The 13,312-nt window shown below is 61.2% G+C and carries 14 protein-coding genes; 6 read left to right on the top strand and 8 right to left on the bottom strand.

What is annotated here, in order from left to right:
- Positions 1-4: 4 nt before the first annotated feature.
- Positions 5-616 (bottom strand): LemA family protein, encoded by a 612-nt coding sequence (locus tag M2497_RS08075; protein WP_058425190.1) that lies wholly within the window; start codon positions 614-616, stop codon positions 5-7.
- Between the two features lie 225 nt (positions 617-841).
- On the opposite strand from M2497_RS08075, the gene bglX reads away from it, so the two are divergent.
- A complete protein-coding gene (gene bglX / locus M2497_RS08070; RefSeq protein WP_248486766.1) occupies positions 842-3,133 on the top strand; it encodes a beta-glucosidase BglX in 2,292 nt (763 codons plus the stop codon).
- A 51-nt stretch (positions 3,134-3,184) separates the two neighbouring features.
- Here the strand turns inward: bglX and M2497_RS08065 are convergent, their stop codons facing one another.
- The 5 genes from M2497_RS08065 to M2497_RS08045 form a co-directional block, all read right to left on the bottom strand.
- The gene (locus M2497_RS08065) at positions 3,185-4,342 is read right to left on the bottom strand and encodes a phosphatidylserine/phosphatidylglycerophosphate/cardiolipin synthase family protein (protein ID WP_248486765.1); all 1,158 of its coding nucleotides are present in this window, start codon (positions 4,340-4,342) and stop codon (positions 3,185-3,187) included.
- Between the two features lies 1 nt (position 4,343).
- Positions 4,344-4,934, bottom strand: coding sequence for a YceI family protein (locus M2497_RS08060; protein WP_248486764.1), 591 nt, complete (start codon positions 4,932-4,934; stop codon positions 4,344-4,346).
- Positions 4,935-5,192: 258 nt separating this feature from the next.
- Entirely contained in the window at positions 5,193-5,465 is a 273-nt protein-coding gene (locus tag M2497_RS30725; RefSeq protein ID WP_348984782.1) for a hypothetical protein, read from the bottom strand.
- A 275-nt stretch (positions 5,466-5,740) separates the two neighbouring features.
- On the bottom strand, positions 5,741-6,055 hold the full coding sequence (locus tag M2497_RS08050) for an amidase (RefSeq protein WP_248486763.1): 315 nt from the start codon (positions 6,053-6,055) through the stop codon (positions 5,741-5,743).
- The gene (locus tag M2497_RS08045) at positions 6,052-7,125 is read right to left on the bottom strand and encodes a serine hydrolase (RefSeq protein WP_248486762.1); all 1,074 of its coding nucleotides are present in this window, start codon (positions 7,123-7,125) and stop codon (positions 6,052-6,054) included. The genes M2497_RS08050 and M2497_RS08045 overlap by 4 nt, the downstream gene beginning before the upstream one ends.
- Positions 7,126-7,310: 185 nt before the next feature.
- Between M2497_RS08045 and olsB the strand changes: the two genes are divergently transcribed.
- Together olsB and M2497_RS08035 are read left to right on the top strand one after the other, a co-directional pair.
- A complete protein-coding gene (olsB, locus tag M2497_RS08040; RefSeq protein WP_003172415.1) occupies positions 7,311-8,066 on the top strand; it encodes an L-ornithine N(alpha)-acyltransferase in 756 nt (251 codons plus the stop codon).
- Entirely contained in the window at positions 8,066-8,857 is a 792-nt protein-coding gene (locus M2497_RS08035) for a lysophospholipid acyltransferase family protein (RefSeq protein ID WP_248486761.1), read from the top strand. The genes olsB and M2497_RS08035 overlap by 1 nt, the downstream gene beginning before the upstream one ends.
- Before the next feature lie 119 nt (positions 8,858-8,976).
- Here the strand turns inward: M2497_RS08035 and M2497_RS08030 are convergent, their stop codons facing one another.
- Positions 8,977-9,555, bottom strand: coding sequence for an ACP phosphodiesterase (locus tag M2497_RS08030; RefSeq protein ID WP_248486760.1), 579 nt, complete (start codon positions 9,553-9,555; stop codon positions 8,977-8,979).
- Between the two features lie 154 nt (positions 9,556-9,709).
- Between M2497_RS08030 and M2497_RS08025 the strand changes: the two genes are divergently transcribed.
- The 3 genes from M2497_RS08025 to M2497_RS08015 are packed head-to-tail and all read left to right on the top strand — an operon-like array spanning position 9,710 to position 12,303.
- Positions 9,710-10,036, top strand: coding sequence for a helix-turn-helix transcriptional regulator (locus M2497_RS08025; RefSeq protein ID WP_248486759.1), 327 nt, complete (start codon positions 9,710-9,712; stop codon positions 10,034-10,036).
- A 13-nt stretch (positions 10,037-10,049) separates the two neighbouring features.
- Entirely contained in the window at positions 10,050-11,216 is a 1,167-nt protein-coding gene (locus M2497_RS08020; protein ID WP_248486758.1) for an MFS transporter, read from the top strand.
- A 31-nt stretch (positions 11,217-11,247) separates the two neighbouring features.
- Positions 11,248-12,303, top strand: a complete 1,056-nt coding sequence (locus tag M2497_RS08015; RefSeq protein WP_248486757.1) for an alkene reductase — start codon at positions 11,248-11,250, stop codon at positions 12,301-12,303.
- A 314-nt stretch (positions 12,304-12,617) separates the two neighbouring features.
- Here M2497_RS08015 and M2497_RS08010 read toward each other — a convergent pair whose 3' ends face one another.
- The gene (locus M2497_RS08010; RefSeq protein WP_010212311.1) at positions 12,618-13,250 is read right to left on the bottom strand and encodes a TetR family transcriptional regulator; all 633 of its coding nucleotides are present in this window, start codon (positions 13,248-13,250) and stop codon (positions 12,618-12,620) included.
- Positions 13,251-13,312 lie beyond the last annotated feature (62 nt).

The raw sequence follows: 13,312 nt of genomic DNA, 5'->3' as shown, positions 1-13,312 counted from the left end.
GGCCTTATTTGAACTTCACTTGCGGCGCTTTATCGGCATCGGCACTGGTGGCTTCAAACGTGGCGCGAACCGGCAAGTCGCTGTACATCACGCTGTGCCACAGACGGCCCGGGAAGGTGCGGATCTCGGTGTTGTAGGCCTGCACCGCCTGGATGAAATCGCGGCGGGCCACGGCGATACGGTTTTCGGTGCCTTCAAGTTGGGATTGCAGGGCCAGGAAGTTCTGGTTGGCTTTCAGGTCCGGGTAACGCTCGGACACCACCATCAAACGGCTGAGTGCACCGCTCAAGCCGTCCTGGGCTTGCTGGAACTGCTTGAGTTTTTCCGGGTTGTCGAGGGTGCTGGCGTCCACCTGGATCGAAGTGGCCTTGGCCCGCGCTTCGATCACGGCGGTGAGGGTGTCCTGCTCATGGGCGGCATAGCCCTTGACCACTTCCACCAGGTTGGGGATCAGGTCGGCGCGGCGCTGGTACTGGTTCTGCACCTGGCCCCAGGCAGCCTTGGCCTGTTCGTCCAGGGTCGGGATGTTGTTGATGCCGCAACCGCTGAGCACCGTGCCGATCAATAGCAGAACCGCGGCTTTCAAGCCCCAGCGATAACCTTGTGCTGCTTGCATGGTGTTTCTCCTGGCGAACCTTGATGGAATTGGGCACCGGTAAGGCATAATCCGTTGCCACGACTGGATTGCATCGAATCAATCAGCTAAAAAGATGCCCACCGCTAATAAGAGTTCCGAAGTGTGCGGCATTTGTCGGTATAACACTCGAACAACAACATACGTTCCCCACATTTTGGCAGAACAGCGCATTTTCGCTGTGCAGTGAGCCGAAAAAGGATATTCATGAAGAAGCTGTGTTTGCTCGGCCTTGTTGCCACACTGGCCACCCACCCCGTCTGGGCAGAAACAAAGCCTGCTGCGCTCAAGGACAAGGACGCCTTCGTCAGCGACCTGCTCAAGCAGATGACCCTCGATGAGAAGATCGGCCAATTGCGCCTGATCAGCATCGGCCCCGAAATGCCCCGCGAGCTGATCCGCAAGGAAATCGCCGCCGGCCGCATCGGTGGCACGTTCAACTCCATCACCCGTCCGGAAAACCGTCCGATGCAGGACGCGGCCATGCGCAGCCGCTTGAAGATCCCGATGTTCTTCGCCTATGACGTAATCCACGGCCACCGCACCATCTTCCCGATCAGCCTGGCCCTGGCCTCCAGCTGGGACATGGACGCCATCGGCCGCTCCGGGCGCATCGCCGCCCAGGAAGCCGCCGCCGACAGCCTCGACATCACCTTCGCGCCGATGGTCGACATCTCCCGCGACCCGCGCTGGGGCCGCACCTCCGAAGGCTTCGGCGAAGACACCTACCTGGTCTCGCGCATTGCCGAAGTGATGGTCAAGGCCTTCCAGGGTGTGAGCCCGGCGAATGCCGACAGCATCATGGCCAGCGTCAAGCACTTCGCCCTGTACGGCGCGGTGGAAGGCGGCCGCGACTACAACGTGGTCGACATGAGCCCGGTCAAGATGTACCAGGACTACCTGCCGCCGTACCACGCGGCGATCAAGGCCGGTTCCGGCGGCGTGATGGTGGCGCTGAACTCGATCAACGGCGTGCCCGCCACCGCCAACACCTGGCTGATGAACGACCTGCTGCGCAAGGACTGGGGCTTCAAGGGCCTGGCCGTGAGCGACCATGGCGCGATCTTCGAGCTGATCAAGCACGGCGTGGCCAAGGACGGGCGTGAAGCCGCCAAGCTGGCGATCAAGGCCGGCATCGACATGAGCATGAACGACTCGCTGTACGGCAAGGAATTGCCCGGCCTGCTCAAGTCCGGCGAAATCGAACAGAGCGACATCGACAACGCCGTGCGCGAAGTGCTCGGCGCCAAGTACGACATGGGCCTGTTCAAGGACCCGTACCTGCGCATCGGCAAGGCCGAGGATGACCCGGCCGACACCTACGCCGAAAGCCGCCTGCATCGCAGCGACGCGCGCGATATCGCACGTCGCAGCCTGGTGTTGCTGAAAAACCAGGACAACACCCTGCCGCTGAAAAAATCCGCGACCATCGCCCTGGTCGGCCCGTTGGCCAAGGCGCCAATCGACATGATGGGTAGCTGGGCCGCCGCCGGCAAACCCGAGCAATCGGTGACCCTGCTCGACGGCATGAACGCGGTGATCGGCGAAAAAGGCAAGATCATCTATGCCCGTGGCGCCAACATCACCAACGACAAGGCAGTGGTCGACTACCTGAACTTCCTCAACTTCGATGCGCCGGAAGTGGTGGATGACACCCGCCCAGCCCAGGTGATGATCGACGAGGCCGTCAAGGCTGCCAAGGATGCCGATGTGGTGGTAGCCGCCGTGGGCGAATCCCGTGGCATGTCCCACGAGTCGTCCAGCCGCACCGACCTGAACATCCCGCAAAGCCAGCGCGACCTGATCAAGGCCCTCAAAGCCACCGGCAAGCCGCTGGTATTGGTGCTGATGAACGGTCGCCCGCTGTCGATCCTTGAAGAGAACCAACAGGCCGACGCCATCCTGGAAACCTGGTTCGCCGGCACCGAAGGTGGCAACGCCATCGCCGACGTGCTGTTCGGTGACTACAACCCGTCGGGCAAGCTGCCGATCACCTTCCCACGTTCGGTGGGGCAGATTCCCACCTACTACAACCACCTGACCATTGGCCGGCCATTCACCCCAGGCAAGCCGGGCAACTACACCTCGCAGTATTTCGATGACACCACCGGCCCACTGTTCCCGTTTGGCTATGGCTTGAGCTACACCACGTTCGGCCTGTCGGACATGGCGCTGTCATCCACCACCCTGAACAAGACCGGCAAGCTGGACGCCAGCGTGACGCTGAAAAACACCGGCAAGGTGGATGGCGAAACCGTGGTGCAGCTGTACATCCAGGACGTGGCCGGTTCGATGATCCGCCCGATCAAGGAGCTGAAGAACTTCCAGAAGGTCATGCTCAAGGCCGGTGAAGAGCGCACCCTGCACTTCACCATCACCGAGGAAGACTTGAAGTTCTACAACACCCAGCTCAAGTACGCGGCGGAGCCAGGCGAGTTCAATGTGCAGATCGGGTTGGATTCCCAGGATGTACAACAGCAAACCTTCGAACTGCTGTAAACATGTGGGAGGGGGCAAGCCCCCTCCCACATTTGCCTCCCAGTGGACTGGCTAGCCGCGTCTATCCAGCAGGTTCACCACCAACCGATCAATCCACCCCCACACCCGCTGCTTCACCCGCCGCCACAACGGTCGCGACTTCCACGCCTCCAGGCTCACCGCCAGGCTTTGCGCGAAATCCCGTTCGAAACTGCCCGCCACCGCCCTCGTCAATTCAGGGTCCAACGCTTCCAGGTTGGCATCCAGGTTGAAGCGCAGGTTCCAGTGGTCGAAGTTGCACGAGCCCACACTGACCCAGTCATCCACCAGCACCATCTTCAGGTGCAGGAAGCACGGCTGATATTCGAAAATCTGCACGCCCGAGCGCAGCAAGCGCGGGTAATAGCGGTGCCCGGCATAGCGCACGGACGGGTGATCGGTGCGCGGGCCGGTGAGCAGCAAACGCACCTCCACACCCCGCCCCGCCGCACGGCGCAGAGCACGACGCACACCCCAGGTCGGCAGGAAGTACGGAGTCGCCAGCCAGATGCGCGTCTTGCTGCTGTTCAAGGCCCGGATAAGCGATTGCAAAATGTCCCGGTGCTGGCGGGCATCGGCATAGGCCACACGACCCAGACCCGGTCCGGTGGCGGGCATCCTGGGCAAACGTGGCAGGCCGAAATGGGTGGCGGGTTTCCACGCGCGACGCGCGTTGTTGGCGTGCCATTGGCGGTCGAACAATGCTTGCCAGTCCTGCACCAACGGGCCGCTGATGTGCACCATCACTTCGTGCCAGTCGGCGCTGTCCTTGCCTGGCGTCCAGAATTCATCGGTCACGCCGGTGCCGCCGACAAAGGCGATGCCCTGGTCGATCAACAGCAGTTTACGGTGGTCGCGGTACAGGTTGCGCATCCAGCGGCGCCAGCGCAGGCGATTGTAGAAGCGCAGTTCCACACCGGCATCGGTCAAGCGCCTGCGCAGCCCGAGGGTAAACGCCAGGCTGCCGTAATCATCGAACAGGCAGCGCACCTGCACACCGCGTTCGGCGGCCAGCACCAGCGCCTGCACCATGGCTTCGGCGCAGGCGCCGGCTTCCACCAGGTACAACTCCAGCTCGACTTGCCGCTCGGCGCGGGCGATACCCACCAGCATCTGCGGGAAAAAACTCGGCCCGTCGATCAACAACTCGAAACGGTTGGCGCTGCGCCACGGGAACACCGCGCCACTCACGTCAGCGCGCCGTAAAGATCAGCACCGCACCCACCGGCACCGACAGACTGATCGACTTGAGCCCCGCCGCTTTACGCAGCACGGCCACCCCCGGCGCCAGGTCGAAGTCCTCGGCATGCACCACCAGCGGCTCCAGAGTGACCACTTGGAAACGCCGGTCATCCAGGCGCGTGGCCAGCAGCTCGGCGCTGTAGGTCTGGGTCTTGCCGTGCAGCGTCACGGATAACGGCAGGCGCAATTCAAGCTGCGCACCGGGCGCCAGGTCGTTGATGGGTTGCAGGTTGATTTGCGCGTTGATCAGCGCCTCGGGGAACGTCTTGATCTCGAACAGCTGATTGCGCATGCGCTCATCGCGCAGCGGGACGCCACTGTTGACCGACTCCAGCTCCACTTCCAGTTGCGCCGCGCCTTTGCTGTCGACCTTGCCGTGCAGCACCAGGAAGCGCTGCACCTCAGCGATCTCGATGTTTTTGGTGGTGACGAAGGAAAGGCGCGAGGACTCGTTATCCAGGTACCAGTCGGCATGGGCAGGCACAGCGGCGGCGGCCAACAGAGCGAAGGCCAGGGGTTTGATGACGCAAGCGTTGAACATTGAAGACTCGTGGGGCGAAAAACCTGAACGAACCTTAAGCGCATGTCACGAACGGCGCAAACCCAATGTGGAAATGGGCTTGTTCGCGAAGAACGTAAGCAACAACGGCACCTGATTAAACGCGTCGCTTATACGTTTCTCACGAGCAAACTTGCGTTCACAAATATTCAACTTCCCCGCGGATCGCATAGTAAACACCAAAGACTTAACACCCACCTTTCGACATCAAACCTTATCACCGACGAGTTTTTATACCCTTTACAAACTCAATATAAAATCCGCAGTATATTGCTTCCCCGACATGAAAAAGCCAGTGATATTAGCCAAAACCCCTCTATCAAATTCAGGATTATCAACAAACTTAAATCCTCGCACTTCCTCCAAGTTAGGCTTTGCAGTTTCGCACCATATTAAATCCGCGTAGGGTGCATAAGCAAGACCACGAACAGCCAAATTGTTAAGCCGTCTCAAAACTGCGGCAGCCCTCTCATCACTACTAATTCCAGTCACAACAATAGCAATACTACCCATGACATCGCCCTCCTATTACTCAAGTTAACCGATCATGACAACAACGCGCTTATTCTTCATCAAAGCGAGCAACACCATCAACTGTCAGAAATAACAGGCTTTTAGAAGACATTGGAATATCACCTATAACAACGCAACTTAATTCAACAGTTAGGCTCATCAGGCAGAAAGCAATAGTACTTCACCCCCCTTCCCTCCCGGAAACTACTGCCCATTAGATTAGGGAAGAGCAACGCATGCGATTAAGACACAAGAAATCTGTTTGAATACAAGCCTCACGGCACCAACCGACACCCCTGCCGATCCCCCAGCCACCTCGCCGTGTGCGTCCTCCCCAACCCACTCGCCGTCACCTCACTGCGCTCCGGGTTATCGCTGAACGCACTCGTCGGCACGTACTGCTTCACATACCCCCGGCAATACGCCGCCGGATTGTTCTCCACATACCGGCACGAACAATATTCCTTGGCCGTGTACGCCGCGATGATGTCGGGGAAGGCTTGCAGGTTGACGCGCTCGTGCCAGATCCACCCCAGCAGGGCGAGCAACAGCAGCAGGAACAGGCTGGTAAACGGCCGACGGCGGATCATGGTTGCACCGCCGCCAGCACGTGCTTGAGCAGTTCGTTATGGCGATAGCTGCCGTCGCGATCATCGCCGTAGCGCACGATCACTAACTGTTCGTCAGGCATCACGTACAACGCCTGGCCCCAGTGGCCGAGGGCGGCGAAGGTGTCGGCGGGGGCGTCGGGCCAGGGGCGCGGTTCGCCTTTGTTAAGCCACCAATGACCACCCGGCGCCGCTTCGTCCTGGCCGACCTTGTAGTTGTCGAACGGCTGGCGGTTGAAGGCGACCCAGTCTTTAGGCAGCAACTGCTGATCGCCCCATCGCCCGTCACGCGCCATCAGCAGGCCGACCCGCGCCAGGTCGCGGGCGGTGAGGTAGGCGTAGGACGAGGCGACGAAGGTTTCGTCGGCGTCGGTTTCCCAGATGGCGTTGCGAATACCCAACGGCTTGAACAGCGCATCCCACGGGTAACTCATATAAGCCTTGTGGCCGAGCATGCCTTTGAGGGCGGCAGAGAGGATGTTGGTGTCGCCGCTGGAGTACCGAAACACCCGGCCCGGCTCAGCCGCCGCGTCGGTGTCAGCGGCAAAGTCCGCCATATCGCCACGGCCTCGGGTGTAGAGCATCGCCACCACCGAGGATTTCAGCGGCGCGTATTCGTAGTCTTCCTGCCAGTCCAGGCCCGAGGCCCAGTGCAGCAAGTCAGCCATGGTCACCTTGGGGTGCTGTTTCATCGGCGGGTAAAAGCGCGCGGCGGGGTCGGTGAGTTTGAAACGGCTTTCACCGTAGGCCACGCCGAGCACCGTGGCCATCAGGCTTTTGCTGACCGACCAGGTGAGGTGCGGCGTGCTGGCGGTGGTGGGAGCGCCGTAGCGTTCATAGATGATCACGCCATCGCGGATCACCAGCAGCGCGTCGGTGCGGATGCCTTTGCGGGTGGTGTCGTCACGCGCTGGGAAAGCGTAGGCATTGAGGGCGTCGACAGCCGGGCCTTCGAGCGGTGTGCCCTTGGCCCAGTCCTTGTCAGGCCAGGTGTCGGCATGGGCGGTGACGGTGACGAACAGCAGGGCAACACACAACAAGCCTCTGACCATGGACGCAGACTCAAGGGGGGCATTCGTGCCCGCGAGCCTAGCCGAGGGTGATGACAGATTTGCTACACAAGGCCTGTCATCCAAGCGTCACCATAACTTCATGGAGATGACACCGAGCCTACATAGCCTGAGTTTGGACAAACAAGTCGACCGGCCGAAAGGTGGCTGGCACTCGGAGATTCGCCATGACTCAGATCGCCCGCATCAGCGACACCGGCAATGAACGCCGTCTGCAAGCCGAACGCCTGGTTGGCGCGCAGGCGTTGCAGGAAGCCCAGGCCCTGCGGTTCAACGTGTTCAGCGGCGAGTTCAACGCCAAGCTGAAAGGCGCGGAACTGGGCCTGGACATGGATGACTATGATGTTCACTGCAGCCACATCGGTGTGCGGGACTTGAACAGCGGTCGACTGGTGGCTACCACCCGTTTGTTGGACCACCAGGCCGCCAGCACCCTGGGCCGGTTCTACAGCGAAGAAGAATTCAGCCTGCATGGCTTGCTCCACCTGCAGGGCCCGATCCTGGAGATCGGCCGCACCTGCGTCGACCCGGCCTACCGCAACGGCGGCACTATCGCGGTGTTGTGGGGCGAGTTGGCCGAGGTGCTCAACCAGGGTGGCTACAGCTACCTGATGGGCTGCGCGAGCATCCCGATGCACGACGGCGGGATCCAGGCCCACGCGATCATGCAGCGCCTGCGCGAGCGCTACCTGTGCAACGAACACCTGCGCGCCGAACCGAAAAAACCGCTGCCGGCGCTGGACTTGCCGTCCAACGTGATCGCCGAGATGCCGCCGTTGCTCAAGGCCTACATGCGCCTGGGTGCCAAGATCTGCGGCGAGCCGTGCTGGGATGAAGATTTCCAGGTGGCCGACGTGTTCATCCTGCTCAAGCGCGATGAGCTGTGCCCGCGTTACGCGCGCCACTTCAAGGCTGCAATGTGATGAGCCGCCTGCGCGTGTACGGGCGCATTGCCCGGGTGCTGCTGGTGGTGGCGCTGGGCTTGAGCATGGCCAGTGTGTTTGGGGTGTTCGAGCGTTTGGGCATCGCCAATTCGATGGTGCGGCGCCAGCGTTGGTCGCGGTTTTTCATGGCGCGGCTGACCAACGCCCTGCCCTTTCGCGTGACGGTGCACGGTGAATTGCCGACGCAGCCGATGCTGTGGGTGAGCAATCACGTGTCCTGGACCGATATACCGCTGCTCGGCGCCGTGGCGCCGATGTCATTCCTGTCCAAGGCCGAAGTGCGCACCTGGCCGGTGGCAGGTTGGTTGGCGGCCAAGGCTGGCAGCTTGTTTATCCGCCGGGGCTCGGGCGACAGCCAGCTGATCCGCAAGCAGATGACCCGTCACCTGGAGCAACAGCACCCGCTGCTGATGTTCCCCGAAGGCACCACCACCGACGGGCGCAGCCTGCGCACCTTCCACGGGCGCCTGCTGGCCAGTGCGATTGATGCGGGTGTGTCGCTGCAACCGGTGGCGATCCGCTACCTGCGTGATGGGCAAGTGGACCCGCTGGCTCCCTTTATTGGCGATGATGATTTGCTCTCGCACCTGATGCGCTTGTTTGCCAATGACCAGGGCGATGTGGAAATCCACGTACTCAAGCCGATTGCCTGTGCTGGGCAGGAACGCGCGGCGCTGGCGTATCAGGCGCAGCAGGCGGTGCAGAAGGCGTTGTTTGGGCCGGTGCCGGAAGCCGAGCAAGTGGATGCTCGACCAGCATTTGCTGCCTGAACTCAAGTGAACACCGTTCAAATGTGGGAGGGGGCTTGCCCCCGATTGAGGTGTGTCAGTCACTGCATGCTTTGACTGAACCATTGCTATCGGGGGCAAGCCCCCTCCCACATTCAGCTTTACCTTGTCAGCTGGATCTGTGCGAATGCTTGCAGATCGGGGTAGAACCGTCGGAAATCTTCACTCAGCGGCTCGTACAACTCTCGCAACTCGTGCATGGCATACCCCAGTTCCTCGGGTTGCGTCAGCCGCCGCGAGATTCCCCGCAACACCTGCTCCATCACCGCAAATTCACGGTACGAACCCAGCCAATCATCCGCCGCCATATACGGTGCAATCTGCGCCAGCCGCCCCGGCAATTGCGGTTCGGCCGCCAGGACGCGGTACACCTGCGAGGTGAAGCGCTCCAGCGGCTGGTCGGCGTACAGCGCCCAATCCCGCGCCAGGCAGTGGTCGAAAAACACATCGAGGACGATCCCGGCATAGCGCCTGCGGGTCAGGCTGAAGCGCGACAACGCCTCACCTACCAGCGGATGGCTGTCAGTGAAGCGATCGATTGAACGATGCAACTGGATCGCCGCTTCGATTTGCGGGCTGAACTGGCCCTGCAGGCGGCCTTTGACGAAGTCGCCATACAGGCTGCCCAGCAGTTGCTCAGGAAGTTGGCCGCCCAGGTGCAGATGTGCGAGATAATTCATGGCGCGCAGTCTATCACTGCCGCCAACGTATCGTTATAACCCGATATACCGAATGAGCCTAGACTCAGACCAAAATCATATTGGTATATCGGGATAGACCGATTTAAAGTTCGCCTCATCGCGATATAACGCTGTACGAAACCGAGCACCTGCCATGTCCATCGACCTCGACGAAATAATAAAAGCCCTGGCACACCCAGTACGACGAGACATCCTCACCTGGCTGAAAGATCCGACCGTGCAATTCCCCGAGCAACTGCACAACCACGAATACGGCATCTGCGCCGGGCAGATCGACCAGCGCTGCGGCTTGTCCCAGTCGACCGTGTCGGCCCACTTGGCCACCCTGCAACGCGCCGGGTTGATCAGCAGCCAGAAGGCCGGCCAGTGGCACTTTTTCAAACGCAACGAGGACACCATCCAAGCCTTCCTCGCGGCGCTCACCACCGAACTCAGCGCGCACGACAGCGCAGCGCTGTAACAAGGAACCACGAATGCCCCTCTCGCTACTCATACTGGCCCTCAGCGCCTTCGCCATCGGCACCACCGAGTTCGTCATCATGGGCTTGCTGCCCGATGTGGCGGCGGACTTGGGGGTGTCGATTCCCGGCGCCGGCTGGCTGGTCACCGGCTACGCCCTGGGCGTGGCGATCGGTGCGCCGTTCATGGCACTGGCCACTGCCAGGCTGCCACGCAAGGCGGCCCTGGTAGCGTTGATGGGGATCTTCATTGTCGGCAACCTTTTGTGCGCCCTGGCCAGTGACTACAACGTGCTGATGTTTGCCCGTGTGGTCACCGCGCTGTGCCACGGTGCGTTCTTTGGGATCGGTTCAGTGGTGGCGGCCAACCTGGTGCCGGCCAACAAGCGTGCTTCGGCCGTGGCCCTGATGTTCACCGGCCTGACCCTGGCCAACGTGCTCGGCGTACCGCTGGGCACCGCACTGGGCCAGGCAGCTGGCTGGCGCTCGACGTTCTGGGCGGTGACGGTGATTGGGGTAGTGGCGCTGATCGGCCTGATCCGCTTTCTGCCGGCCAAGCGTGATGAAGAAAAACTCGACATGCGCGCCGAACTGGCCGCCCTCAAGGGCGCCGGCATCTGGCTGTCGCTGAGTATGACCGCGCTGTTCGCCGCGTCCATGTTCACCCTCTTTACCTACGTCGCGCCGCTGCTCGGCGATGTCACCGGCGTGTCGCCCAAGGGCGTGACCTGGACCCTGCTGCTGATCGGCCTGGGCCTCACCGTGGGCAACATCATCGGCGGCAAGCTGGCGGACAAGCGCCTGGCCGCGACCCTGGTTGGCGTGTTCATCAGCATGGCGGTGGTCTCCACGGCGCTGAGCTGGACCAGCATCGCGGTGATCCCGACGGAAATCACCCTGTTCCTCTGGGCCACCGCCTCGTTTGCCGCCGTGCCGGCGTTGCAGATCAACGTGGTGACCTTCGGCAAGGCTGCACCGAACCTGGTGTCCACCCTGAACATCGGCGCCTTCAACATCGGCAACGCCCTGGGTGCCTGGGTCGGCGGCAGTGTGATCGCCCACGGTTTCGGCCTGACCAGCGTGCCCTTGGCCGCAGCGGCCCTGGCGATTCTCGCGCTGCTGGTGACGCTGATTACTTTCCGTCAGGGCGGCGATGCCGACCTGGCCCTCGCTACCCACTGATCAACCACTTAATAGAGAAAGGTGTTATCCCATGACGACTATTTTCGATCCGATCAAACTGGGCGACCTGGAACTGTCGAACCGCATCATCATGGCGCCGCTGACCCGCTGCCGTGCCGATGAAGGTCGCGTGCCCAACGCGCTGATGGCCGAGTACTACGTGCAACGCGCTTCCGCCGGGCTCATCCTCAGCGAAGCCACTTCCGTGACGCCGATGGGCGTGGGCTATCCGGACACCCCGGGCATCTGGTCCAACGACCAGGTGCGCGGCTGGGCCAACGTCACCAAGGCCGTGCACGGCGCGGGGGGCAAGATCTTCCTGCAACTGTGGCACGTGGGCCGTATTTCCCATGAGTTGTACCTGAACGGCGAAGCCCCGGTGGCCCCGAGCGCGATCCAGCCTAAAGGCCACGTCAGCCTGGTGCGTCCACTGGCGGACTACCCGACCCCACGTGCCCTGGAAACGGCGGAGATCGCCGATATCATCGACGCCTACCGCACCGGTGCCGAGAACGCCAAGGCCGCCGGCTTCGACGGCGTGGAAATCCACGGCGCCAACGGCTACCTGCTCGACCAGTTCCTGCAAAGCAGCACCAACAAACGCACCGACCAGTACGGCGGCTCGCTGGAAAACCGTGCACGCCTGCTGCTGGAAGTCACCGACGCCGCCATCGAAGTCTGGGGCGCCGGCCGCGTGGGCGTGCACCTGGCACCGCGCGCCGACTCCCATGACATGGGCGATGACAATCTGGCGGAAACCTTTACCTACGTCGCCAGTGAACTGGGCAAGCGTGGCATCGCCTTCATCTGTTCCCGTGAGAAAGAAGGTGCGGACAGCCTTGGCCCACAATTGAAGAAAGCCTTCGGCGGCACCTACATCGCCAACGAGCGCTTCACCAAGGACAGCGCCAATGCATGGCTGGCCGAAGGCAAGGCGGATGCGGTGGCCTTCGGTGTGCCATTCATTGCCAACCCGGACCTGCCGGCGCGTTTGAAAGCCGATGCGCCGCTGAACGAAGCGCATCCGGAAACCTTTTACGGCAAAGGCCCGGTCGGCTATATCGACTACCCGACCCTGGCGCTGTAATCGTTATTCCGAAGTAGTACGACTACCCAATGTGGGAGGGGGCTTGCCCCCGATAGCGGCGTGTCAGCCAATGAATCGGGTGACTGACACTGTGCTATCGGGGGCAAGCCCCCTCCCACATTTTGATTTGTAGCGTCCTGTAGGAAACATTCCTTCACAGCCCTGCAACAAAATCGCTACAAAATACTTAGGCGGCTACCTATCAACCGCCCGCCAGCCCGTATATAAAGTCACCCCACTAATCAGGCGTAAGGACGATTGACGGTCCTTGGGCTTTACTGTTGACACAACCTGATGCAATTACGCATTTTGTGTCAATTGCGCAGGCTTGGGCTCCAGCGCAGCATGTCCAGCCCGGCGTCCACCCAACGTTCGGCTTCCTGATGCAGTTGGAAGCTGTCGGGTACCAGTAGCCACTGGCCGATCAGCCCGTTGATGTAGGCGTGGATGCACACCGCGCCACGGGTGGTGTCGAGGTTTTCCGGAAGTTGCCCGCGATGGACCGCGTTACGCAATGTCAGGCCGATGCGCAGGTTGCATTCCAGGCTGTGGGTCTGGCGCTGGCGGCGCATGTCGCACATTTCATCGGTGAATTCGCACTTATGGAACAAGATCTCGTTGATGCGCCGGGTTTTCGGGTCCAGGGCCACTTGATGGAACAAATGAATCAACAACTTGCGCATACAGCCCAGCGGGTCGAGTTCATCCTCGCTTTCACTGGCCCTGGCCAACTCGTCCAGTGGCTCATGCAGCGTGTCGAGCAGCGCCTGCAGCAAATCGGATTTATTGCTGAAATGCCAGTAGATAGCACCCCGCGTCACACCGGCCAGCGCGGCGATATCCGCCAGCGTGGTCCGCGCAACGCCGCGCTCATAGAAGGCTTGCTCGGCGGCTTGGAGAATCTGGCTGCGCGTTTCCTGAGCTTCCTCTTTGGTGCGACGAACCATGGCAGTAAAACCTCAATCAGGACACTGTGGGTGGTGGTTGACCACCGTCTGAATACTTGTGG

It is taken from the genome of Pseudomonas sp. CYM-20-01, from assembly GCF_023169845.1.
Lineage (GTDB): Bacteria > Pseudomonadota > Gammaproteobacteria > Pseudomonadales > Pseudomonadaceae > Aquipseudomonas > Aquipseudomonas azotoformans.
Note: the sequence above shows the minus strand (reverse complement) of the source record. Positions and strands in the feature narration are given on the sequence as shown.

What these genes read in the sequence shown, in the direction of transcription:
- M2497_RS08035 (WP_248486761.1), top strand. Translation starts at nt 8,066, where the DNA reads ATGAGCCGCCTGCGCGTGTACGGGCGCATTGCCCGGGTGCTGCTGGTG.
- M2497_RS08050 (WP_248486763.1), bottom strand. Translation starts at nt 6,055, where the DNA reads ATGATCCGCCGTCGGCCGTTTACCAGCCTGTTCCTGCTGCTGTTGCTC.
- M2497_RS08020 (WP_248486758.1), top strand. Translation starts at nt 10,050, where the DNA reads ATGCCCCTCTCGCTACTCATACTGGCCCTCAGCGCCTTCGCCATCGGC.
- M2497_RS08045 (WP_248486762.1), bottom strand. Translation starts at nt 7,125, where the DNA reads ATGGTCAGAGGCTTGTTGTGTGTTGCCCTGCTGTTCGTCACCGTCACC.
- M2497_RS08015 (WP_248486757.1), top strand. Translation starts at nt 11,248, where the DNA reads ATGACGACTATTTTCGATCCGATCAAACTGGGCGACCTGGAACTGTCG.
- olsB (WP_003172415.1), top strand. Translation starts at nt 7,311, where the DNA reads ATGACTCAGATCGCCCGCATCAGCGACACCGGCAATGAACGCCGTCTG.
- bglX (WP_248486766.1), top strand. Translation starts at nt 842, where the DNA reads ATGAAGAAGCTGTGTTTGCTCGGCCTTGTTGCCACACTGGCCACCCAC.
- M2497_RS08010 (WP_010212311.1), bottom strand. Translation starts at nt 13,250, where the DNA reads ATGGTTCGTCGCACCAAAGAGGAAGCTCAGGAAACGCGCAGCCAGATT.
- M2497_RS08075 (WP_058425190.1), bottom strand. Translation starts at nt 616, where the DNA reads ATGCAAGCAGCACAAGGTTATCGCTGGGGCTTGAAAGCCGCGGTTCTG.
- M2497_RS08025 (WP_248486759.1), top strand. Translation starts at nt 9,710, where the DNA reads ATGTCCATCGACCTCGACGAAATAATAAAAGCCCTGGCACACCCAGTA.
- M2497_RS08030 (WP_248486760.1), bottom strand. Translation starts at nt 9,555, where the DNA reads ATGAATTATCTCGCACATCTGCACCTGGGCGGCCAACTTCCTGAGCAA.
- M2497_RS30725 (WP_348984782.1), bottom strand. Translation starts at nt 5,465, where the DNA reads ATGGGTAGTATTGCTATTGTTGTGACTGGAATTAGTAGTGATGAGAGG.
- M2497_RS08060 (WP_248486764.1), bottom strand. Translation starts at nt 4,934, where the DNA reads ATGTTCAACGCTTGCGTCATCAAACCCCTGGCCTTCGCTCTGTTGGCC.